A 22,727-nucleotide genomic window follows, 5' to 3' on the forward strand; every position below is an offset into this window, starting at 1 on the left:
TTTTTTTTAAGAAATAATTAAGAAGTTATAAAACTTTATATTAAGATGTTATATATAGAATAAAATTATCCAATCTGATAATATTTATGATATGAATATTAAGATAATGTGGAGGGTGAGTTAAATGGAAAAGATATTAATTGTAGATGATGAAAAAGAAATAAGAGATTTAGTTGAAATATATTTAAAAAGTGAAGGATACGAAACTATAAAATGCGGAGATGGTGAAGAAGCTTTAGAAATTCTCAGTTGTGAAAAAGATATTGATTTAGTTGTTCTAGATATAATGATGCCAAAGTTAAATGGAATAGAAACGTGTCTTAAGATTAGAGAGGAAAGGGAAATGCCAATCATAATGCTATCTGCTAAATCAGAAGATGTAGATAAAATTTTAGGATTAAATATGGGGGCTGATGATTATCTGACCAAACCTTTTAATCCTCTAGAATTAGTAGCAAGAGTAAAATCACAACTAAGAAGATTTTATAGGTTAAATCCAAGCGTTAATTCAAAGATTGAGGAAGATACAAAAAATTTAATCCAAATTGAAGATTTAGAGGTTAACTTGGAAACTCATGAGGCCTTTATAGATAAAAATGAAGTTAAATTAACTCCTACAGAATTTGATATTTTAGTACTCTTAGCAAAAAATCGTGGAAAGGTATTTTCTATTTCAAATATTTATGAAAGTGTCTGGAATCAGGAATTCATGGAGTCTGATAATACAGTAATGGTGCATATAAGAAAGATTAGAGAGAAGATTGAAGAGAATCCAAGAAAGCCTAGATTTATAAAAACAGTATGGGGGGTTGGGTATAAAATTGATAAATGATAGAAATAAAAAGAGACCACTTATTGAAAGAATTTTGAAGAGGATATATAGGAGCAGAATTTTTAATCCTACAAGAAAATATTTTGATATACTAAGAGAAAAGATAGAGAAAAGCATACGATTTGAGGTTATGGTAGTTGTTGCAATATGTTTTGTCTTGTCATTCATTTTTTATGGATTTCTAAATAGTGCTATGAAAAGTGAAAATAAACAAGCATCAATAAGTTATGATTCTCAAAGTGTAGAAAACTCTGCCAAAAGTTATGTAGATAGATTGCAAAAATCTGATGGGAGTGTAACTTTAAAGAATGAAGAGTTTTTTAAACAATTTTTTGCTACGATCGGGTCAAATGCTGGAACTAAGGCATATATAACCGACCTAGATGGAAATGTAATAAAAAAATCATCTAATGTTGTAGAGGATAAAATAGATTTGTTTTCACTTATGTCTGGGGTGAGTACTGTAAATTATGATAATAATTCTGGAAAACAGCTTAAGTTTGTGTATCCTGTAAGAATAGGTGAGGATAGATGCTATTTTGTATATGAAGATTCGCCAAAATCATATATTAAATACAAGTATTACGAATCTAGTAATTCATTTTTAGCATTAATACTTTCTTGCATAGTTTTTATAGTAGCATTTATTATAATAACAAATAAGAAAATGAAATATTTAGATGAAATAAGCCTTGGATTGAAACAAATTGCAGGAGGCAATTTAGATTATAAAATTCAGGAAAAGGGCAGTGATGAAATAAGAAATTTTGCAGCTAATATAAATTATATGTCTAAAGAGATTAATAAAAAGATAGCAGCAGAAAGAAGAGCAGAAAAAACCAAAACTGATCTTATAACAAATGTATCACATGATTTAAGAACGCCTCTTACATCTATTATGGGATACATAGGTTTAGTCAAAGATGGTAGGTATGATAATGAAAAAACTAAAGATGAGTATCTAGATATAGCATTTAGCAAAGCAGAAAAATTAAAAGTTTTGATTGAGGATTTATTTGAATATACAAAGCTTAATAATGATGGAATAAAGATAAACAAAAGTCAGGTGAATGTAACAGAATTTTTATTTCAGTTAATAGATGAGTTAACGCCACTATTTGAAGAAAATAAGTTATCTATAATAAAGAGTAACGTTGAAGAAAAGGTATTAGTAGATTTAGATACGGATAAGATGCTTAGGGTATTTGAAAATTTGCTTACTAATGCTATTAAGTATTCATATAAGCCAGGAAATATAATTGTTGGAGTATCAAAAAAAGATGGATATGCCACTATTTCAATAAGAAATAAGGGGGAAAATATACCTCCAGAGAAAGTTTCAAAGCTTTTTGAAAGATTTTATAGGTTAGATGAGTCTAGAAATGGGAAGAGTGGAGGATCGGGACTTGGGCTCGCTATATCAAAAAATATAGTAGAATTGCATGGTGGTCAAATTTGGGCTGAGTGTTATGGAGAAGACATAAGCTTTTATGTAAAATTGGAAAGCATAAAATATTAGAAATGTGAGTAACTTTTTTGAAAGAAATAAATATTCTATTATAGAGAGAATAATTTATTACTTTTGGAGGAAAAATGCAAAATAGAAATCCCAATAGCTTATTTGGCATAGATATCAATGAATATTCACAAAATGTAAACTTTACGACTTTAGCTACAAGGATAGATTTTTTATACTTAAGATCTTCAGGGTCAGGAACCGGACGGTTTAGAGTAGATAAAAAGTTTTTAGAGTTTGCGCGTCAAGCAAGAAATTTTGGCATACCAGTTGGAGCGTATCATTTTGGTATACCATCATATGATTTGAATACAGCAGATTTACAGTGTGATGATTTTATTGATATATTACAACGTGGTTTTGGAACTAGAGATTATGGAGATCTTTTCCCTGTACTTGATATTGAAACACCTGTTGATAAAACTATTTCTACAACAGCTTTGGTAAATTGGATAGATAGGTTTAGAAAAAGGTTTGAAAGAAAGACAAGAAGAAGATTAATGCTTTATACAGGAGCTTTTTTTATAGAGATATACGATAATTTTCAGGTTCCGGGAAGAGGATTTCCGTTAAGAAATATGCCTCTTTGGATTGCTATGTATACTAAAATTCCAGGAAATCCACCTTATCCAAAAGATCAGGGAGGATGGACTAGATGGAGAATATGGCAGTATAGTGAAGATGCAAATGTTAGAGGTGTTGGAAACCCGGTAGATGCAAACTGGGGACCAAATAATATTGATTTATTAACACAACCAAGTAATGTAACAGGGCTAACAGCAAGGAGAGATGGAGGGAACATTGTAGTTAATTGGAATAGGGTTCCGGATGTGGATTTATTAGGCTACAACTTATTTGTTAATAATTATTGGGTAGGAACTGTTGATGAAGGAGACACACAATTTGTTATTAAGAAAGGTACTCTTAATGTACCAAGTGGATCTAACATCACAATAACTATTGAAGCTTTTGATTATGATGGTGAAACATCTAAGAGGAGAGCAAGAGTAGTATTGTAAAGAAGCTTATGAGAGGAGTTTTCATAGGCTTCTTTCATTTTTAAAATTAACTATTTAAGATAATAATAATTTTAATATATGCATTTATGAAATAAAGAATTTGATATAAAAGTTTTCCTTATTTTACATAATGATATCTTATAATTTCTTTCGGTATAATATATAATTAAAAGGTAATAATATATATTTTTATATAAACAATCATAGAAGGGGATGAAGTTTTGGGAAGTCAAGTAAAGAATATATCTATGTCGAAAAGTAGAAATTTTCAAATTATCATATTAGGAATTATAGTTATTATTTTTTCGGGTTTTTTAGCATATTCCATGTCTAATCAAGGTCTTATAAAAGACTGGGAGAATAAAGTTTACCCAGGCGTTGATGTCAAAGATGTAGAATTAGGAGGTAAAAGTAAAGAAGAGGCAAGTCAAATATTAAATGATAATTTTAAAACTAAGTTAGGAGAAAAAAAACTTAATATAAATGTTGGAAAAAAGACTTTTAGTTATACCTATAAGGATTTGACAGCAAATTATAATATAGATAAGGCTGTAGAGGAAGCACTTAGCTATGGGAAAGATAAATGGTTTTTTCAAAAAGGTTCTATAATTAGAAATAATAAAAATTATGAAATTGACTTAGATCTTACTTATGATGAAAATAAAACGCAGCAAATAATTGAAGAAGTTAAGAAGAAAGTTAATGTATCGCCTAAAAATGCAAGAATTTCTGTTAATGGTGATAAGATAGAAGTAGTTCCTGATAGTAATGGGTATGAATTAAATACTGATGGAATTGAGGAAAAATTCAAGAATGCTATAAATAATGACATACATGGTGAAACTAATATTTCATTAGACATGAAAGAGAAAAAAGCAGATATTACGAAGGAACAATTATCAAAGATATCTGGAAAAATGTCCACATTTTCAACAAATTATGCTGTTGGAGATAGAGGGAGTAATTTAGAAATTGCAGCATCATTAGTAAATGGTACTATTTTAATGCCAGGACAAACCTTCAGTTATTCAGATATATCCCAAAAAGGTCGTGGAAAATATTCTTTTGCTGGTGGGTATGTAAATGGTAAAGTTGAACAAGTTGAGGCAGGTGGAATATGCCAAGTATGTACTACTTTATACAGGGCAATAATGAGATCAAATATTAGGTCTGTTGAACGTCATAATCATATGATGCTAGTTGGTTATTCAGAACCTGGATTGGATGCAACTGTTTCTTGGGGGTCTTTAGACTATAAGTTTAAAAATACTTATGATTTTCCAATATATATTGAAGGCATAGGTGGGGGCGGAACAATTACATTCAATATCTATGGAAATCCAAATGCTTTGGGTGGAAAGACTTATGAATTAAAAAGTGAGAATTTAGGAACTGATGCAGAAGGGAATATTAGAGCAAAATCTTATCAAGTAACTTATCAAAATGGAAAAGAAATAAATAGAGAACTTATATCCACTGATAGTTATAAGCAACATTCGTAGTATTAAGAAGTATAAGAGGATAATTTATGAATATAAAGATGATATGTATAGATTTAGATGGAACCTTATTTACAAACAAAAAGAAAGTGATAACTACAAATTGTAGACAAGCCATTAAAGAAGCCCATGAAAAAGGAATAGAAATAGTAATAACAACTGGAAGGATATACAATAATGCAGTACAAATATCAAAAAGCATAGGTGTAAATTGTCCAGTAATTGCAGCTAATGGAGCAGTAATAATGGATAGAGGGTTTAAGCGAGAGATATTTTGTAATAAACTTGATTATAAAAAATGTATTGATATTATGAGAATGGCAAAAAAGCATAAAGTTACGGTGCATTTTTATACAAAGGATACCATTATTACAAATGGCTTGCTTGGATATATCATAGGAAGTATATACGTAAACTTTAATAAAGATAAAGAATATGGCATAAATCTTGATAAATGTATAAGTTATAAAAAATCAATTGAAAAGTTTAGAAAGTATAGTGAAGAAATAGTTAAATGCGTCATCTACTCTAAAGATAGAAGAAGAATAATATCATTTAAAAAAGAGATTGAAGAAAAAAGTGATCTAGTTATTTTTGGTTCAGGAGAATATTCTATTGAATTAAGTTCTAATGGAATTTCAAAGGGAAAGGCAGTAGAAATATTAGCTGAAGACTTAAAGATAAAAAGAGAAGAGATAATGTGTATTGGTGACAATGAAAATGATATTTCTATGATTAAATATGCAGGAATAGGTGTTGCTATGGGAAATGCAGTTTCTAAATTAAAAGATGTTGCAGATTATATAACAGATACAAATTATAATGATGGAGTTGCAAAAGCAATAAAAAAGTTTGTTTTAGATTAAGAAGTGATATATGTAAATAAACAAAGGATATAGTGCGTTATTATATTAAGTTGCTTGTAAAAGGTTTTGACTAATTACATATTTATGTAGTATCATTTGAGTAATATTAAATAGACGGTTGTATGGAGGATAGAGCATTGAATTTAAATATAGTTTTATATCAACCTGAAATACCACAGAACACAGGTAATATTGCAAGGACATGTGTATTAACAGATTCAAAATTACATTTAATTAAGCCATTAGGCTTTGAACTAGATGAAAAACATTTAAGAAGAGCGGGTTTAGATTACTGGAAAGATTTAAAGTTAGAAGTTCATGAAAGTTATGAAGACTTTATGGATAAATACGGAGATAATAGAATATTTTTAGCTTCAACTCATGGGGGAGAACATTACGATGAAGTCTCATTTAAGGAAGGAGACTTTATAATGTTTGGAAGGGAATCAGCAGGGGTTCCTGAAGAGGTCCATAATGCACTTGAAAATATTAGAGTACCAATGATTAAGAGTAGTACTAGAAGCTTAAACTTATCAAACACAGTTGCTATAATTGCGTATGAAGCGTTAAGACAATTTGGATTTCCAAACATGAAGTAAGTTGGAGGGGAATGAGGAAAATGGATAAAATTAAAATAATCACAGATAGTTCAGCAGATTTACCCAAAGAAGTTTTCGATAAATTAGATATAGATGTATTACCACTACTTATTAATTTTGGAGAAGATAGCTATAAGGATGGAATAGAAATAAATACTAATGAATTATTCGCTAGAATAGATAGAGGAGATGTTTTTCCAAATACTTCACAAGTAACACCAAATAGGTTTGAAGAAACTTATAGAAAATATTTAGATGAAGGATATAAGATAATTTCTATCCATCTTTCATCTGGAATGAGCGGAACATATCAATCAGCATGTTTAGCTAAAAATATGGTTGAAAGTGAAGATGTACATGTTATTGATTCAAAATCAGTTACTGCAGGGGTAGCTCTATTAGCTTATAGAGCAGCTATACTAAGAGATTTAGGTAAAACCGTGGATGAAATAGTTGCAGATTTAGAGGAGAAAAAAGAATATCTTTGCTCTTCTGTATGTTTTGAATCTCTAGATAACTTAGTCAAAGGTGGAAGAATATCAAAGACAGTAAGTGTTGTAACTGGAGTTCTCGGAATTAAATTAATATTAGAAGTAAAAGATGGATTAATGACAGTAAAAGATAAGGTTAGAGGAAGTAAAAAGGCTGTTAAAAGAATACTTCAAGATTTAAATGAATATGAATGTTTGGAAGGAATGCCAGTAGTGCTTTTAAATTTAAATAATGAAGATGTTCATAGTCCTATAGAGGAATATTTTAATGAACAAGGAATTGATTTTATAAATGCAAAAGTAGGTTGTACAGTTGGAATTCATTCAGGAAACAATGTAACAGGAATATTCTTCTTTTCGAAGAAAAAAACTAATTGATAAATAAGTAGAGGAGCTAAAGTGAAGCTCCTCTATTTATTTAGAATGTGAAAATGTATACATGGGAGAAATAAGCAGAATGATTATATTGTGAAGTTGGGGTGGAGTATGTGAAAATAGATTATTCTTATAATTTGGCACAAGAACAAAAATTAGCATTGACTCAAGAAATGCAATTATCTATTAAGATACTGCAAATGTCAGCTAATGAACTTAGAGAATACATAAATGAGGAGTATGAAGAAAATCCTGTATTAGATATAAAGGATGATTTTATTTCTAGTGAAAATAAGAAAAGTACTGATTTAGATAAGTATGACTATAAAGAAATGATAAAGTATTTGGAATTTGATAATTATGGAGCTCAAAGTTATGGAAATTATGAAGAAGAAGTATCACCTTTTAATTTTATCTCACAAAAAAAATCTCTTAAAGAATATTTGCATGAGCAGGTAATGGAAATAGAGGGAAATGAATTCAAAAAAGAAATTGCTGATTATATAATTGAGAGTTTGGATAATAGAGGCTATTTGGAAATTGGAATTAATGAAATATCAGAAGAACTTAATTTAGATAGTAAACTAGTGGAGGAAGCTTTAAAACTTGTTCAAAGTTTAGAACCATATGGTATAGGTGCAAGAAACTTAAAAGAGTGCTTGAATAATCAATTAAAATATCTAGGATACAATGATGAAAAGCTGTACGTAATGGTAGATAAATTTTTAGAAGAGTTAGCAGATAATAAATTTAAAAATATAGCGTTAGCTTTAGATATATCTCCTAGAGAAGCTCAAAGATATGGAGACATAATAAAAAAGTTGGAACCCAAGCCATCAAGGGGCTTTTATACTGGAGAGGAAGTTAAGTATGTATTACCAGACGCTGAAATAAGAAAGATACAAGATGAATTTTTAGTAATAATGAATGATAAATTAGTTCCCAGTTTATCTATAAGTAATACTTATAAAGAAATAGTTAATAGTGATAAAGAGAGTGATGCTACTGCATATGTAAAAGAAAGATTGGACAAGGCGTTATTTATAATTAAAAGTATAGAGCAGAGAAGAAGTACATTATATAAAGTATTAAAAAAAATAGTTGAAAATCAAGAAGATTATTTCAAATACGGAATTAACTACATAAAACCAATGACGTTAAAGTATATTTCAGAAGAAATTGGGATGCATGAGTCTACTATAAGTAGAGCTATAAAAGATAAATATATCTTAACTGCTTTTGGTACAGTAAAAATTAGAAGTTTATTTACTACAGGAATGACTTCGACCAAAGGCGAGGATGATGTTGCGGTTTTTAGAATAAAAAATAGCATAAAGGAACTTATTAATGGGGAAGATAAGACAAAACCTTTTTCAGATCAATATATCTGTGATTATCTAAATGATAAAAATATAAATATATCAAGAAGAACTGTAGCAAAATACAGAGAAGAATTACAAATCAAATCATCAAGCAAAAGAAAAAGAATATAGGAATAATCTTCAGTAGACTCACATAAAGAGGTTAGTTTACTGAGATTTTCTTTGTATTCCAATAATAAAAATAGCATGAATCTTTATACACAATAAGAAGAATTTTTAAAAAATTCATATAAACTCTTTTAAAATCTATAATATTGCATTATAATGATACATGTGGGACGAAAAAAAAGAGAGTGGGACGTTATAAGCCCAAAGGAGTGTTTACATTGAAGGAAATATTACGACTTCAAAAGAAGATAGTTCCTGAGCTTGTAGAAGTGTTAGAAAAAAGGTACAATATACTAAGAACTATTTACTATAATCAACCAATTGGCAGACGAATACTGGCAAATGAACTAAATCTTGGTGAGAGAATAGTCAGAACAGAAATTAGCCTTTTAAAAGCGCAAGGACTTATTGATATAAATACTCCAGGTATGACTGTGACAGATAGTGGTGAAGAGATAGTTAATGAGCTTAAGGACTTTATACATGAGATAAAAGGATTATCAGAAATTGAAAGCCAAATTAAATCTTTATTACATTTAAGAAAAGTCATCATTGTTCCAGGAGATGTTGATGAGAATCCAATAATTTTAAAAGAACTAGGTAAAGCTTGTTCGAATTATGTTAAAGATATTATTAAGGATAATAGTATAATTGCTTTAACTGGAGGAAGTACGTTGAAAGAAGTTGTTGAAGCCTTTCCAAGGTTAAATAACTTTTCAAATATATTAGTAGTTCCAGCAAGAGGCGGCATGGGAAGAAAGGTAGAAACACAAGCTAATACCTTAGCAGCATCTTTTGCCGAAAAGATAAATGGAAGCTACAAAATGCTCCACATTCCTGAAAATCTTTCTTTAGATATTTTAGATTCTTTATTAAAGGAGAAGGAGATTAAGGAAGTAATTGATTGTATTCATAAAGCAGACATATTAATTTATGGTATAGGTAATGCTAGAGATATGGCAATTAAAAGAGGAGCAGCAGAGGAAGAGATTAATAGACTTATAGACTTAGGTGCTATAGGCGAGGCTTTTGGTTGTTATTTCAATAAAGACTCAAAGGTTGTATCTCAAACTACCCCAATTGGAATTAATATAAAAGAGGCAAGAAAAATTAACACACATATTGCTGTTGCGGGTGGGAAAAATAAAGTCGAGTCAATAATTTCGACTCAACGTAATAATACTAATGGTATTCTTGTTACTGATGAAGCTGCTGGTAGAGAAATCTTAGAGATTTTAAAGAAGACCATGAATAATTTAATTTAGTTTATAAAAAATAATTTTTATAAATACATTTTTAGGAGGTAATTTTAATGGCAAATGTTAAAGTAGCAATTAATGGATTTGGACGTATTGGACGTCTTGCATTCAGACAAATGTTCGGAGCAGAGGGGTATGATGTTGTTGCAATCAACGACTTAACAGATCCTAAGATGTTAGCACACTTATTAAAATATGATTCATCTCAAGGTAGATATGAAGGAACAGTAGAAGTTAAAGAATCTTCTATCGTTGTTAATGGAAAAGAAATTAAGATTTATGCTGAAGCTGATGCTTCTAAACTTCCTTGGGGAGAAATCGGAGTAGACGTTGTACTTGAATGTACTGGATTCTATGTATCTAAAGCAAAATCTCAAGCACATATCAATGCAGGTGCTAAGAAAGTTGTTATTTCAGCTCCAGCTGGAAACGATCTTCCAACAGTTGTATTCAATGTAAACCATGATATATTAACTGCTGATGATAATATAATTTCAGCTGCATCTTGTACAACTAACTGTTTAGCTCCAATGGCTAAAGCACTTAATGATTTAGCACCAATTCAAACTGGTATTATGTCAACAATCCATGCTTACACTGGAGATCAAATGGTATTAGATGGACCACATAGAAAAGGTGACTTCAGAAGAGCTAGAGCAGCAGCTGTAAACATAGTTCCTAACTCAACAGGAGCTGCAAAAGCTATCGGATTAGTTATTCCAGAATTAAACGGAAAATTAATCGGTTCTGCACAAAGAGTTCCAGTTCCAACTGGTTCTACAACTATCTTAGTTTCAGTTGTTAAAGGAAAAGACATTACAGTTGAAAGCGTTAATGCTGCTATGAAGGCTGCTTCTAATGATTCTTTCGGATACACTGAAGAAGAATTAGTATCTTCTGATATCATTGGAATCAAGTATGGTTCATTATTCGATGCAACTCAAACAATGGTTTCTAAAATCGGAGAAGATTTATACCAAGTTCAAACAGTTGCATGGTATGACAATGAAAATTCATACACTAGCCAAATGGTTAGAACTATAAAGCACTTCGCTAACTTCTTAAAGTAATTTAAGTATTTAGTTACAAGTATTTAAAGATTAAAAATAAGTCTGGTTTTGTAGTATAAGGCTATAAAGCCAGACTGTTTTAAAATAAAGAAATATTATGAGGTGAAAATAATGAGTTTTAATAAGAAAACTATCGAAGATATCCAAGTTCAAGGTAAAAAAGTATTAGTTAGATGTGATTTTAATGTGCCATTAAAAGATGGAGTAATAACTGATGAAAATAGATTAAATGGAGCACTTCCAACTATAAAGTATTTAGTAAACAATGGAGCAAAAGTAATTCTTTGTTCACATTTAGGAAAAGATGCTTCTAAATCTTTAGCACCAGTTGCTACAAGACTTAGTGAAATGTTAGGTAAAGAAGTTGTTTTTGATAGAGATGAAGAAGTTGTAGGAGAAAATGCTAAAAAAGCTGTTGCTTCTATGAAGGACGGAGACGTTGTATTATTAGAAAATACAAGATGCAGAAAAGAAGAAACTAAGAATGTTGAAGAATTCTCTAAAGAATTAGCTTCACTTGCTGATATATTTGTTAACGATGCATTTGGTACAGCTCACAGAGCTCACTGCTCAACTGTTGGTGTAACTAATTACTTAGATACAGCTGTATGTGGATACTTAATTCAAAAAGAATTAAAGTTCTTAGGAGAAGCTGTAAACTCACCAGTTAGACCTTTCGTTGCTATACTTGGAGGAGCTAAGGTTTCAGATAAGATTGCTGTTATAAACAACTTATTAGATAAAGTTGATACATTAATCATTGGTGGAGGAATGGCTTACACATTCTTAAAGGCTCAAGGATATGAAATCGGAACTTCATTAGTTGAAGAAGATAGATTAGACTATGCTAAGGAAATGATTGAAAAGGCTAAAGCTAAGGGAGTTAAGTTCTTATTACCAGTAGATCACAGAGTTGCTACTGAATTTAAGGATGTTGAAGCTACAGTTACAGCTGATGAAAATATTCCAGCAGGAAACATGGGACTAGATATCGGACCTAAGACTGATGCTCTTTATGCAGATGCTATAAAAGATGCTAAGACAGTTATATGGAATGGACCTATGGGAGTATTTGAATTTGAAAACTACAACAAGGGAACTATTGCAGTTGCAAAGGCTATGGCTGATGCAGATGCTACAACAGTTATCGGAGGAGGAGACTCTGCTGCTGCTGTAAATATCTTAGGATTTGGAGATAAGATGACTCACATATCAACTGGTGGTGGAGCTTCTCTTGAATTCTTAGAAGGTAAAGTTTTACCAGGAATCGATGCATTAAACGATAAATAATAAGACAGATATAAAATTAAATTTTGAGGTGATTTGAATGAGAAAACCTGTTATAGCTGGAAACTGGAAAATGCATTATACTCCAGAAGAAGCTGTTAAAGTTATAAATGAATTAAAACCATTAGTTAAAGATGCTACTTGTGAAGTAGTAATATGTCCAACTTTTGTTTGTTTAGATGCTGCTATAAAGGCTGCTAAAGGATCAAATATAAAGATTGGTGCTCAAAACATGCACTTTGAAGAAAAAGGAGCTTTCACAGGAGAAGTTGCTCCAGGAATGCTTGAAGCTATGGGAGTAGACTATGTTGTTTTAGGACATAGTGAAAGAAGAGAATACTTCAATGAAACTGACGAAGCTTTAAACAAGAAGGTTAAGGTTGCATTTGCACATAACTTAATTCCAATGCTTTGTTGCGGAGAAACTTTAGAACAAAGAGAAAATGGAACAACTAATCAAGTTATTTCTGCTCAAATTAAAGCTGATTTAGATGGATTAGACAAAAATTTAGCTGAGAAAGTAGTTATAGCTTACGAACCAATCTGGGCTATAGGAACTGGAAAAACTGCTACTAAGGAACAAGCAAATGAAACAATAGCTGCTATTAGAGGAGTTGTTGCTGAAATGTTCGGTGCTGAAGTTGCTGATAAGGTTAGAATCCAATACGGTGGATCAGTTAAGCCAAACACAATAAAAGATCAAATGGCTATGTCTGATATAGATGGAGCTTTAGTTGGTGGAGCAAGCTTAGTTGCTACTGATTTTGCTCAAATCGTAAATTTCTAGAATTTTAGATATTAGTAATAAAGAACCATGCAAATTGTTAAGCTGTTAAAGGTGATTTGCATGGTTTTTATTATTTTGCCATTAACTAAAGTATTCTGATAAGAAAGATAGACTTTGTATTGAGGAAATAAGTGAGTTTATGGTATACTTGAATAAAAATCAAAGGGAAAGAACCCTTTTAGATATGTGGAGGATTTATATATGAAGATATCTACAAAGGTTGAATACGGTCTTGTAGCTTTAATAGACATAGCAACAAATTCTAGTAGTGGTGAAGTTGTTACTGTAATTAGTATTTCTGAAAGACAAGGAATTTCAAAAAATTACCTAGAACAAATTTTAACGCCTCTTCGCCAAGCTGGGATAATAAATGGAACAAAAGGAGCTCAAGGGGGATATAGCTTAACTACAAAGCCTGAATATTTAAAAATTTCAACAATATTAAATGCGTTAGATAGTAATTTGATTAATGTAGTTTTTGACAACAGCATGAAGTGTGATCAAAATGCAATTAACGTAATAAAAAATAACTTGTGGGATAAATTGGATGAAAGTTTTAATAAACTTACAGATAATATTACACTTGCAGATCTTGTTGAGGAATATAAAAATGGGACTTTAGATTCGGCTATGTTTTATATTTAGGTATACCTTTACAAAGTTGCAAAGGTATTTAAAAAATAATATAATAAAATTGTGTTAAAGAATAAACAATAACAGTATAGAGATAAATATAATGGAGGTATAGGCATGGCAAAGAAACCAGTTATGTTAATGATAATGGACGGTTTTGGAATAGCACCAAAATCAGAAGGAAATGCAGTAGCATTAGCAAAGAAACCTAATTTCGATAGATTAATGAAAGAATATCCAAATTCTGAACTTCAAGCGAGTGGAATGGCAGTTGGTCTTCCAGAAGGACAAATGGGAAATTCAGAAGTAGGACATTTAAATATAGGAGCAGGAAGAATAGTATATCAAGAACTTACTAGAATTACTAAATCAATTGCAGATGGAGATTTCTTTAGTAACGAAGCTTTACTAAAAGCAATGAAAAATGCAAAAGAAAATAACACTTCATTGCACTTGATGGGATTGTTATCAGACGGTGGGGTACACTCACATGTTGATCATTTAAGAGGTCTTTTAGAGTTTGCTAAAAAAGAAGGACTTCAAAAGGTTTATGTTCATGCATTTATGGATGGTAGAGACGTACCTCCATCATCAGGAAAAGATTTTGTTGAAAAGACAGAAGCTATGATGAAGGAAGTTGGTGTAGGAGAAATAGCTACAATAAGTGGTAGATACTATGCTATGGATAGAGATAACAGATGGGAAAGAGTTGAACTTGCTTATAATGCATTAGTATTAGGTAAAGGTGAAACTGCTTCTTCAGCTGTTGAAGCTATGGATAAGTCATACCATGACAATAAAACAGATGAATTTGTATTACCATGTGTAGTTACAAAGGACGGAAATGCAACAGCAACTATAAAAAATGGAGATTCAGTTATATTCTTTAACTTTAGACCAGATAGAGCTAGAGAGTTAACTAGAGCTATAAACGATAAGGTTTTTGAAGGATTTAAGAGAGAAACTTTAAATCTTACATTTGTAACTATGACTCAATATGATAAGACTTTAGAGGGAGTTAATGTAGCATTTAAGCCACAAACTCTTGCTAATACTTTAGGAGAATATATTTCTTCAAAAGGATTGAAGCAACTTAGAATAGCAGAAACTGAAAAGTATGCTCACGTTACTTTCTTCTTTAACGGTGGAGTTGAAAAAGAAAATGAAGGTGAAGATAGAAAAGTTATTCCATCACCTAAGGTTGCAACATACGATCTTAAACCAGAAATGTCAGCATATGAAGTTACAGATGAACTATTAAATAGAATAGATGAAGATAAGTATGATATGATTATACTTAACTATGCTAACCCAGATATGGTTGGTCATACAGGAATTGTTGATGCTGCAGTTAAAGCAGTAGAAACTGTAGATGAATGTTTAGGAAAGGTAGTAGATAAGATACTTGAAAAGGATGGTACATTATTTATTACAGCTGACCATGGAAATGCTGAAACTATGATAGATTTCTCAACAGGAAATCCATTTACTGCACACACTACAGATCCAGTTCCATTTATTTGGGTAACAAACAATGTTAATGGAAGAAATCTTAAAGCTGGAAAGCTTGCAGATATTGCTCCAACAATGTTAAATGTTATGGGAGTTGAAGTGCCAGCAGAAATGACTGGAGAATGTTTAATTTCTGAATAAGATAAAGCATGTAAATTAGAAAGCTATCTCTGAAAATGAGATGGCTTTTTTATTTTGCTATAAAAAGAGCAGAGAGATATATACCATAATCAAATTATTGGGAATCTGTATTAAAAAAGTGTTGGTAATGTTTAGAAGTGATCAATATGGATAGTATTAAAATGAGGTGATTGTTTTGATACAGTTTGATCCAAACTTGATAAAATTAGAATATAAGATAGATTTGATAATAAAAAAGGATTTATTTAATAAGAAACAGATAAAGTGTTGTCCAATTTGTGGATCTACAAATTATATAAAGTATGGAAGTTATAAAGAAATTCAAAGATTTAAGTGTAAATCAAAAAGTTGCGGTAAAACTTTTTCATTAACAACTAATTCAATATGGAGTTATTCGAAGAAGAGCTCTAAAAAGTGGATTGAATTTATGGAGCTGATGATGGAAAAAAGATCATTAAGATATTGTGCAGAAAAATTGAAAATTAGTTTAGGAACTGCATTTTACTGGAGGCATAAGATACTAAATGGATTTATGAAAGAAGTAAATCCAAGTGAGCTTTGCGATAATGTTCATATTGGAAAAGGTGCAGTAAAAGAAAATTTCAAGGGAAAACGAAATATAACGACTTCAAAAAGAGAAGATATTTGGATAATAGCAGCTAGAGGAAACAAGGATTCAATATTAGTAACTCCTATATGCAAAAAAGTTTGGAATTTCCGAAGTTTTCAGGAAAAGATATATTCAAAAATATATAAGAATTCATACATTACTGCATATGGAGATAGATATTTACAAGCAATAGCTAAAAAACATAACAATGGAATGAAAAAGAAAAAGGGTAAAGTTGATAATTGCATTAAATATTTCAGAAGTAACTTAAATATATGGATGAGTTGTTTTCATGGAATAGGAACAAAATATTTAAAGAAATATTTAAGTTGGTTTATACTATTTTATTTAGAAAAAAAGATTGATTATATGGATATAACATATGAGTTATTAAAAGAAAATAATTTCCTTACAACCAAAAAAATCAGAGATATAAAAGAAAATATGTAAATGCTAAAGAAACAACATTTTTTTCATACAGAGCTTTAGTAATATTAGTAAGGTATCACTTCTTGAGGGCTTTATTACAGAATTGTAATAATTTATTATACCTTTTTGTAATATTGAAATATTATTATCTATGTATAGTAAGTAATATTTGAGAGGGGAAATAGTAATGATAGTAATAAAAACAGAAAATTTAAGTAAAGTCTATGGAAAAAAAGACAATAAGGTTGTTGCATTAGATAATGTAAATATAGAGATTGAAAAAGGAGAGTTTGTGGCCATAATTGGAGCAAGTGGATCAGGGAAAAGTACACTTCTTCACCAAATCGGAGGGGTAGATGGGCCAACTGGCGGAAAAGTAATTATAGATGGTAAAGATATTTATAGTTTAAATGAAGGAAACTTAGCAGTTTTTAGAAGAAGAAAAATTGGTTTTGTATTTCAATCATTTAATTTAATTCCAGTGTTATCAGTAGAGGAAAATATTAAGATGCCAGCACTTTTAGATCATCAAAAAGTCGATGAAGAATATTATAAAGATTTAATTAAAACACTTGGACTTGAAGATAGATTAAATCATTTACCATCAGAACTTTCAGGTGGACAGCAACAAAGAGTAGCAATAGCTAGAGCATTAATTAATAAGCCAGCAATAATATTAGCTGATGAACCTACAGGAAACTTAGATAGTGAAAATTCAAAAGAAATTATGGAGATGTTAAAAGTATCTATTAGAAAATATAATCAAACAGCAATAGTTATAACACATGATTTGAGTGTTGCTGAAAATACAGATAGGATTATCAAAATAAAAGATGGAAAAGTAGTTAAATAGGAGGAGAATGCTATGAAGAACTATAGTGAAATATCTAATAGATATATGCAAGAAAATAAAAAAAGATCAGCATTAACTATCCTAGGTATAATTTTAGCAACTGTATTAATATTTGCAGTTGGAACCTTTTTACTAAGTTTTAGAGATTCAATGATTGCAAGTGAAAGAGCTCAAGCTGATTATGAATTTAAAATTAAAAATATAAATTCAGAACAAATGGATAAGATTATCAATAATGCAGAAATTAAGGATAGTTCCATATATGAATCTGGAGATCAATATTCTATTTCAGGTAGTGATAAAATAGTTTCGTTAGAAAAAGGAAATAAAGATTATTTTGATAAGATATATACAAATAAAATTTTGGATGGAAGAGAACCAGAGAAACAAGGAGAAGTAATAGTTGATGTTAATGTGAAAAACATTTTAAAGGTTAAAGTTGGGGATAAGATCACATTAGCAAATAAAGATGGTAGGACTACAAATATTAATATAGTAGGTGTATCAGAGCAAAAACTTTATATTTCAGATGGACCATTAGTTTTCACTGGATATACAGATAGTTTCGATAGTAGTAAGAATTATAATGTTTATGTAAATTTAAAATCATCTAAAAATAAACAGGATATAATAAATAAAGTTATAAAAGACGCAAGTATAGAGTTGAAAGACGGAACTTTAGCAAATAATAATGAGTTGCTTTATCTAACAGGAAATGGAGCTTCAGAAGGCATTACTTCATCTTTATATAAGATGGCTGCATTTGTAATAGTTGTAATAATGATATGTACAATTACAGTTATATATAACTCATTTAATATATCAGTTATAGAGAGAATAAAATATTTTGGAGTGCTTAAGGCTATCGGTGCAACACCTAAACAAATAAAGAGGATTATACTAAAAGAAGGAGCAATAATGGGAGTAATTGCACTGCCTTTAGGCTGCTTAATAGGATATTTTTCTCTTGTAATAGGAGTTAAGTTATTTATCGGTGATAGTTTAATGTTTATGGATAACTTTAAAGTGCAATTTTATCCAAGCATTATAGCTGTGACAGTAGCTTTAGTATCATTAACAATATGGATTTCTATATTGGGACCAGCTAGAAAAGCGAGAAAAGTTTCAGCAGTTGAAGCTATGAGGAATAAAAATGAAATAAAGCTTGGTAAATTAAAGAGACGAAGAGGAAGACTTATAGAAAAAATATTTGGTATTGAAGGAAGTCTAGCATATAAGAATATTAGAAGAACGCCAGTAAGATTTATAATAACAGTTATAGCTTTAACTATATCAATTATAATGTTTAATGTATTTTATGGATTTTTGGATTATGCGAAACAATCTGTAAATCAAATGTATGGAGATATATTTTTTGATTCTCAATTAGGGAAAGTAAATCAAGAAGGATTTACCCAAAATGAAGTAAATGAGATTAAAGAAAAAGAATTTATTAAAGATACCTATGAATTCAATATGCAAGATACTAGAATGCCTATTTCAAAGGATTCATTAAATAAGGATTTTGAAGAGAAAACAGAATTTAAGTCTATGAATAAGGAAATAGATAATTTCAGTATACTAAATAATACTAGCACATATATATGTGGAGACAAGGAGATTAAACTAGCAGAAAAATATATATCAGAAGGAAAGTTTGATTTAGAAAAACTAGAAAGTGATGGAATAATTTTAATTGATGGTAGAAGTGTAACACATAAAGATGGGACTAAGGAAATAGTAAGGGTTACTAATTACAAAGTTGGAGATAAGATAAAGGTACCAAAATTAAAGAACTATAATAATAAAAACCCGGAAGCAAGTGATGAAAAAATAAATGAAGCTATAAAAAATAATCAATATTATGAGGTGCCTATAGTAGCAATATTGGAAAAAGACCCTTTAGAAGGACAATTTTTATATGGTGATAAAATTGAATTTATGATGCATAAAGATATTTATACTAAGTATTTTGGAGAGTTTTCACCAAATAAACTATTTTTCACTTTTAATGGGGATAAGGAAGCTAGAGAAAATGCTGTGAAGTATTTTGATGAAGTAAAAGATAGTAAAGGATATAATTATGCTGATATTGGAAATGAAATGAAAAAGGTTGAACAATTATATGGACAAATAGAATTCTTTGTATATTGTTTTATAATTATAGTAACAGTTATTTCAGTAGTTAATATATTTAATACAATTTCAACTAACTTATTATTAAGAAAAAAAGAATTCTCTACCCTTAGGGCTATAGGAATGAAGGAAAATCAGCTTAGAAAGAGCGTAATGCTTGAAGGAACTCTTTATGGAATAATAGCTTCCATAGTAGGCGGAATAGTTTCAGCACTATTACTTGGCTTATTAATAAAACTTGGAGGAGGTATTGCAGATATCAAGTATAATTTTGCAGTAATACCATTTGCAGCTTCTATAGTAGTAGCTATTGCTGTAACTTACCTTTCAACATTAGTTCCACTAAGAAGACTTAAAAAACTTACTATCGTTGAAGGTATAAGTGATGATGAATAAATAGAAATTTGTAAAAGGACTTTTTTAAGTCCTTTTTTGCTGTGAAAATAATGTATAATATTAGTAAAGAACTATAAGGAGAGGGTAAAATGAAGATTTTATTAGTAGAAGATGATATGACGTTAGCCATGGGCATAGAATATTCGTTAAAAAATGAAGGCTTTGAAGTAGTTCATGCTTCAACATTAAAAAAAGCAAGAGAAGATTTTCAAGATTTAGATATAGATATGATATTGTTAGATGTAACTTTACCAGATGGAAGTGGATATGATTTTTGTAAAGAGGTAAGAGGAAGTAATGAAACCCCTATAATCTTTTTAACAGCTTGTGATGAGGAAGTTAATATAGTTTTAGGATTAGATATGGGGGCAGATGATTATTTAACTAAGCCAGTTAGGGTTAGAGAACTTATTGCAAGGATTAATGCTGTAGCAAGAAGAAAATCAGTAGGAACAGAAGAAAAAATTACTTATAGAGATTTAATAGTATTTCCACTTAAGTATGAAGTATATAAGAGTGGTGAGAAGATTTTTTTAACTTCAGCTGAATATAAACTTTTATTATTGCTATTAGAAAATAGGGGCAACGTATTAACAAGAAAGCAGCTTTTAGAAAAACTTTGGGATATAGAAGGTGACTTTATAGAAGAGAAGACATTAACAGTTTATATAAAAAGATTAAGAGAAAAGCTTTTAGAGGATAAAAGTAATCCTTATATTGAAACTGTAAGGGGAGTAGGATATAAATGGATTCATTAAAATTTTATAGAAATCCAGAAGCTAGAAAAGTAACAGGTAAGTTCATGATTATTTTGATTATTGGGATAATTGCTATAGGGCTAGCTTCATTTATTATTGCTAAAAATATAAGTAAAACTCTCATTAGTCAGAATGCTGTTATTTTATCTAATATTTTAGAAGGTAAAAAAGATACTGATATAATAAAAAATTTCTATGAGAAAGGAAGCTCAGAAGAAATAAGTAAGGCTAAAGAGTTTTTAAGTAGTTATGGATATGATGAGAATATTACTTTAGATTCAGATGAAATAGTACAAGGAATATTAAAGAACATGTTGTTAATATTTATTCCAATATTAGTAGTGTTTTTAGTAATATTGTATTTTTGTTTTGTAAAAGAATTAAAGAGAATTTATATAAAGATAAATGAGATAGTTGAAAGTACTGGAGCTATGTCAAATGGGGAGTTTAGAGAGATTGATGGAGACTATAAAGAAGGGGAGATGGCATTATTAATATCATCCCTTAATTACATGGGAGATAGGGTAAATAATTCAATTGAACTCTTAAGATATGATAAAGAAAAGTTAAAAGACTTTTTATCAGATATATCACATCAATTAAAAACACCACTAGCATCCCTAGTCATGTTTAATGACCTTTTAAGAGAAAATGAAAATATGCCTTATGAAGATAGGGTAAAGTTTTTAGATAAGTCAGAGGAACAACTAGGAAGGATGGAATGGCTTATTATGAATCTTTTAAAGGTAGGAAGAATAGAAGCAAATGCTATTAGATTTGAAAAGGAAAGACAACCTTTAAAAGAGACTATAGAACTAGCTATTTCTTCATTATTGCAAGAGTCCAAAAAGAAAGATCAAGAGCTGATTGTGGAAGGCGAAGTAAATGCAGAAGTCATTCATGATAAGGAGTGGCTAGCAGAGGCTTTATCCAACATAATAAAAAATGCTATAGAGCATACAGACATTGGGGGAAAGGTGAAAATACAAGTAAATAAAGGACCATTGATAACAAAGATATACATTAAAGACAATGGAAGAGGAATCTCTGAGGAATTACAGAAAAAAATTTTTAAGAGGTTTTATAAAGGAGAAAATAGTAGTAATCCTAAAAGTATTGGGATTGGCTTATCTTTATCTAAGAGTATTATTGAAGAAATGGATGGAGAAATTAAACTTATTAGTGAAGAAGGAAAGGGAAGTACATTTATTGTTAGCTTTTTTAACTAGTAATAACAAGTAGGCTGCATAGGCGATATTCTTATAGCATACAAATATAATGAGAGCAATAATTAGGTATAGAGGTATATGAAGAAGTATCATTGTTATTCTGCTCCTTTTGACGAGAAAACAGAAGAGCTCTTTAAAGAAGCTGTTTTTTTAGGACAAGGGAATAATGGAGTTGTTTATAGTTTGCCTGAAGACAAAGTCATAAAGCTTTTTGTAGAAGAAAAGGTATGTCTAGATGAATCTAAAGCCCTTGCTAAAGGAAATGGCTCTAAGTATTTTCCAAAAGTATATGAGTTAGGTAAGTTATATATTGTTAGGGAAAAGGTTGATGGATTGCAGCTTGATAAATACATAAAAAAATATGGCTTAAATAAGGATCTTGTCTATAATATATATAAACTAACTAAAGAGTTTAAAAAATTAGGGTTTTCTAAAATAGATACTAGATGTAAAGATATTATGGTAGGGGAAAGAAATAATGTGAAGATTATTGACCCTAAAAAATGTTTTTCAAGACATGTAGATTTCCCAAGGCATCTAATGAAGGGACTTATGAAACTTGAAGTGCTTGATGAATTTTTTATATTTATGTATCAAATAGATATAAAGGTTGGAAAAGAGTGGAGATATAAATTCGATAAGTATTGGGCAAAAGAAAAGTTAAAATCAAAGTATAAGAGAAATAACGAAGAAGACTTTCTTTAATTTTATCTAAAGAAATTTTTGCAATAAATAGAGAATAGATTAATTAAGTTTTACAAATACTATTCTTGTTATTAAACTAGATAATTTTAGGTAATATAAGAAATTAAAGGAGGGACTTTTGTGAAAAGTTATGTTGAAATTGTTGATATCGTAGGAAGACAAATATTAGATTCTAGATGTTTTCCAACAGTTGAAGTTGAGGTTTATTTAGATGATGGAACTATAGGTAGAGCAG

The 22,727-nt window shown here is 29.9% G+C and carries 21 protein-coding genes; all 21 read left to right on the forward strand.

The genetic code is table 11. From position 1 onward, the window contains the following. The first annotated feature begins 124 nt into the window (after positions 1–124). The gene (locus FAY47_RS18060; RefSeq protein WP_143318325.1) at positions 125–832 is read left to right on the forward strand and encodes a response regulator transcription factor; all 708 of its coding nucleotides are present in this window, start codon (positions 125–127) and stop codon (positions 830–832) included. After that, positions 822–2,351, forward strand: a complete 1,530-nt coding sequence (locus FAY47_RS18065; RefSeq protein WP_143318326.1) for an ATP-binding protein — start codon at positions 822–824, stop codon at positions 2,349–2,351. The genes FAY47_RS18060 and FAY47_RS18065 overlap by 11 nt, the downstream gene beginning before the upstream one ends. A 74-nt stretch (positions 2,352–2,425) precedes the next feature. Continuing rightward, a complete protein-coding gene (locus FAY47_RS18070) occupies positions 2,426–3,367 on the forward strand; it encodes a glycoside hydrolase family 25 protein (RefSeq protein WP_143318327.1) in 942 nt (313 codons plus the stop codon). 221 nt (positions 3,368–3,588) lie between these two features. After that, positions 3,589–4,869, forward strand: a complete 1,281-nt coding sequence (locus tag FAY47_RS18075) for a VanW family protein (protein WP_185966895.1) — start codon at positions 3,589–3,591, stop codon at positions 4,867–4,869. A 26-nt stretch (positions 4,870–4,895) separates the two neighbouring features. Continuing rightward, entirely contained in the window at positions 4,896–5,732 is an 837-nt protein-coding gene (locus FAY47_RS18080; protein ID WP_143318329.1) for a Cof-type HAD-IIB family hydrolase, read from the forward strand. A 137-nt stretch (positions 5,733–5,869) separates the two neighbouring features. Beyond that, positions 5,870–6,331, forward strand: coding sequence for a tRNA (cytidine(34)-2'-O)-methyltransferase (locus FAY47_RS18085; RefSeq protein WP_143318330.1), 462 nt, complete (start codon positions 5,870–5,872; stop codon positions 6,329–6,331). A 20-nt stretch (positions 6,332–6,351) separates the two neighbouring features. After that, positions 6,352–7,200, forward strand: a complete 849-nt coding sequence (locus tag FAY47_RS18090) for a DegV family protein (protein ID WP_143318331.1) — start codon at positions 6,352–6,354, stop codon at positions 7,198–7,200. A 116-nt stretch (positions 7,201–7,316) separates the two neighbouring features. After that, complete coding sequence (gene rpoN / locus FAY47_RS18095) at positions 7,317–8,690, forward strand: RNA polymerase factor sigma-54 (protein WP_185966896.1); 1,374 nt, start codon at positions 7,317–7,319, stop codon at positions 8,688–8,690. A 215-nt stretch (positions 8,691–8,905) separates the two neighbouring features. Next, the gene (locus FAY47_RS18100; protein ID WP_143318333.1) at positions 8,906–9,952 is read left to right on the forward strand and encodes a sugar-binding domain-containing protein; all 1,047 of its coding nucleotides are present in this window, start codon (positions 8,906–8,908) and stop codon (positions 9,950–9,952) included. Between the two features lie 47 nt (positions 9,953–9,999). Next, complete coding sequence (gap, locus tag FAY47_RS18105) at positions 10,000–11,016, forward strand: type I glyceraldehyde-3-phosphate dehydrogenase (RefSeq protein WP_143318334.1); 1,017 nt, start codon at positions 10,000–10,002, stop codon at positions 11,014–11,016. Between the two features lie 111 nt (positions 11,017–11,127). Continuing rightward, positions 11,128–12,306, forward strand: a complete 1,179-nt coding sequence (locus FAY47_RS18110) for a phosphoglycerate kinase (protein ID WP_143318335.1) — start codon at positions 11,128–11,130, stop codon at positions 12,304–12,306. A 37-nt stretch (positions 12,307–12,343) separates the two neighbouring features. Then, positions 12,344–13,090, forward strand: a complete 747-nt coding sequence (gene tpiA / locus FAY47_RS18115) for a triose-phosphate isomerase (RefSeq protein WP_143318336.1) — start codon at positions 12,344–12,346, stop codon at positions 13,088–13,090. Positions 13,091–13,291: 201 nt separating this feature from the next. Continuing rightward, complete coding sequence (locus FAY47_RS18120) at positions 13,292–13,735, forward strand: Rrf2 family transcriptional regulator (protein ID WP_143318337.1); 444 nt, start codon at positions 13,292–13,294, stop codon at positions 13,733–13,735. Between the two features lie 105 nt (positions 13,736–13,840). Beyond that, positions 13,841–15,376 (forward strand): 2,3-bisphosphoglycerate-independent phosphoglycerate mutase, encoded by a 1,536-nt coding sequence (gpmI, locus tag FAY47_RS18125; RefSeq protein ID WP_143318338.1) that lies wholly within the window; start codon positions 13,841–13,843, stop codon positions 15,374–15,376. Between the two features lie 175 nt (positions 15,377–15,551). Beyond that, positions 15,552–16,436 (forward strand): IS1 family transposase, encoded by an 885-nt coding sequence (locus FAY47_RS18130; protein WP_143318339.1) that lies wholly within the window; start codon positions 15,552–15,554, stop codon positions 16,434–16,436. A gap of 166 nt (positions 16,437–16,602) precedes the next feature. Continuing rightward, the gene (locus tag FAY47_RS18135; protein ID WP_143318340.1) at positions 16,603–17,268 is read left to right on the forward strand and encodes an ABC transporter ATP-binding protein; all 666 of its coding nucleotides are present in this window, start codon (positions 16,603–16,605) and stop codon (positions 17,266–17,268) included. A 12-nt stretch (positions 17,269–17,280) separates the two neighbouring features. Then, the gene (locus tag FAY47_RS18140; RefSeq protein WP_143318341.1) at positions 17,281–19,800 is read left to right on the forward strand and encodes an ABC transporter permease; all 2,520 of its coding nucleotides are present in this window, start codon (positions 17,281–17,283) and stop codon (positions 19,798–19,800) included. 89 nt (positions 19,801–19,889) lie between these two features. Continuing rightward, entirely contained in the window at positions 19,890–20,558 is a 669-nt protein-coding gene (locus FAY47_RS18145) for a response regulator transcription factor (RefSeq protein WP_143318342.1), read from the forward strand. Beyond that, on the forward strand, positions 20,546–21,787 hold the full coding sequence (locus FAY47_RS18150; RefSeq protein WP_143318343.1) for a HAMP domain-containing sensor histidine kinase: 1,242 nt from the start codon (positions 20,546–20,548) through the stop codon (positions 21,785–21,787). The genes FAY47_RS18145 and FAY47_RS18150 overlap by 13 nt, the downstream gene beginning before the upstream one ends. A gap of 78 nt (positions 21,788–21,865) precedes the next feature. Further along, complete coding sequence (locus FAY47_RS18155; RefSeq protein ID WP_143318344.1) at positions 21,866–22,492, forward strand: serine/threonine protein kinase; 627 nt, start codon at positions 21,866–21,868, stop codon at positions 22,490–22,492. 120 nt (positions 22,493–22,612) lie between these two features. Next, positions 22,613–22,727: hypothetical protein (locus FAY47_RS21300; RefSeq protein WP_143318345.1), on the forward strand; the 115-nt coding region annotated here is incomplete at its 3' end.

It is taken from the genome of Clostridium sp. HBUAS56017, assembly GCF_007115085.1.
Classification (GTDB): Bacteria; Bacillota; Clostridia; order Clostridiales; family Clostridiaceae; genus Clostridium; species Clostridium cibarium.

What these genes read in the sequence shown, in the direction of transcription:
- FAY47_RS18060 (WP_143318325.1), top strand. Translation starts at nt 125, where the DNA reads ATGGAAAAGATATTAATTGTAGATGATGAAAAAGAAATAAGAGATTTA.
- FAY47_RS18070 (WP_143318327.1), top strand. Translation starts at nt 2,426, where the DNA reads ATGCAAAATAGAAATCCCAATAGCTTATTTGGCATAGATATCAATGAA.
- FAY47_RS18080 (WP_143318329.1), top strand. Translation starts at nt 4,896, where the DNA reads ATGAATATAAAGATGATATGTATAGATTTAGATGGAACCTTATTTACA.
- FAY47_RS18090 (WP_143318331.1), top strand. Translation starts at nt 6,352, where the DNA reads ATGGATAAAATTAAAATAATCACAGATAGTTCAGCAGATTTACCCAAA.
- gap (WP_143318334.1), top strand. Translation starts at nt 10,000, where the DNA reads ATGGCAAATGTTAAAGTAGCAATTAATGGATTTGGACGTATTGGACGT.
- FAY47_RS18110 (WP_143318335.1), top strand. Translation starts at nt 11,128, where the DNA reads ATGAGTTTTAATAAGAAAACTATCGAAGATATCCAAGTTCAAGGTAAA.
- tpiA (WP_143318336.1), top strand. Translation starts at nt 12,344, where the DNA reads ATGAGAAAACCTGTTATAGCTGGAAACTGGAAAATGCATTATACTCCA.
- FAY47_RS18120 (WP_143318337.1), top strand. Translation starts at nt 13,292, where the DNA reads ATGAAGATATCTACAAAGGTTGAATACGGTCTTGTAGCTTTAATAGAC.
- gpmI (WP_143318338.1), top strand. Translation starts at nt 13,841, where the DNA reads ATGGCAAAGAAACCAGTTATGTTAATGATAATGGACGGTTTTGGAATA.
- FAY47_RS18135 (WP_143318340.1), top strand. Translation starts at nt 16,603, where the DNA reads ATGATAGTAATAAAAACAGAAAATTTAAGTAAAGTCTATGGAAAAAAA.
- FAY47_RS18140 (WP_143318341.1), top strand. Translation starts at nt 17,281, where the DNA reads ATGAAGAACTATAGTGAAATATCTAATAGATATATGCAAGAAAATAAA.
- FAY47_RS18145 (WP_143318342.1), top strand. Translation starts at nt 19,890, where the DNA reads ATGAAGATTTTATTAGTAGAAGATGATATGACGTTAGCCATGGGCATA.
- FAY47_RS18150 (WP_143318343.1), top strand. Translation starts at nt 20,546, where the DNA reads ATGGATTCATTAAAATTTTATAGAAATCCAGAAGCTAGAAAAGTAACA.
- FAY47_RS18155 (WP_143318344.1), top strand. Translation starts at nt 21,866, where the DNA reads ATGAAGAAGTATCATTGTTATTCTGCTCCTTTTGACGAGAAAACAGAA.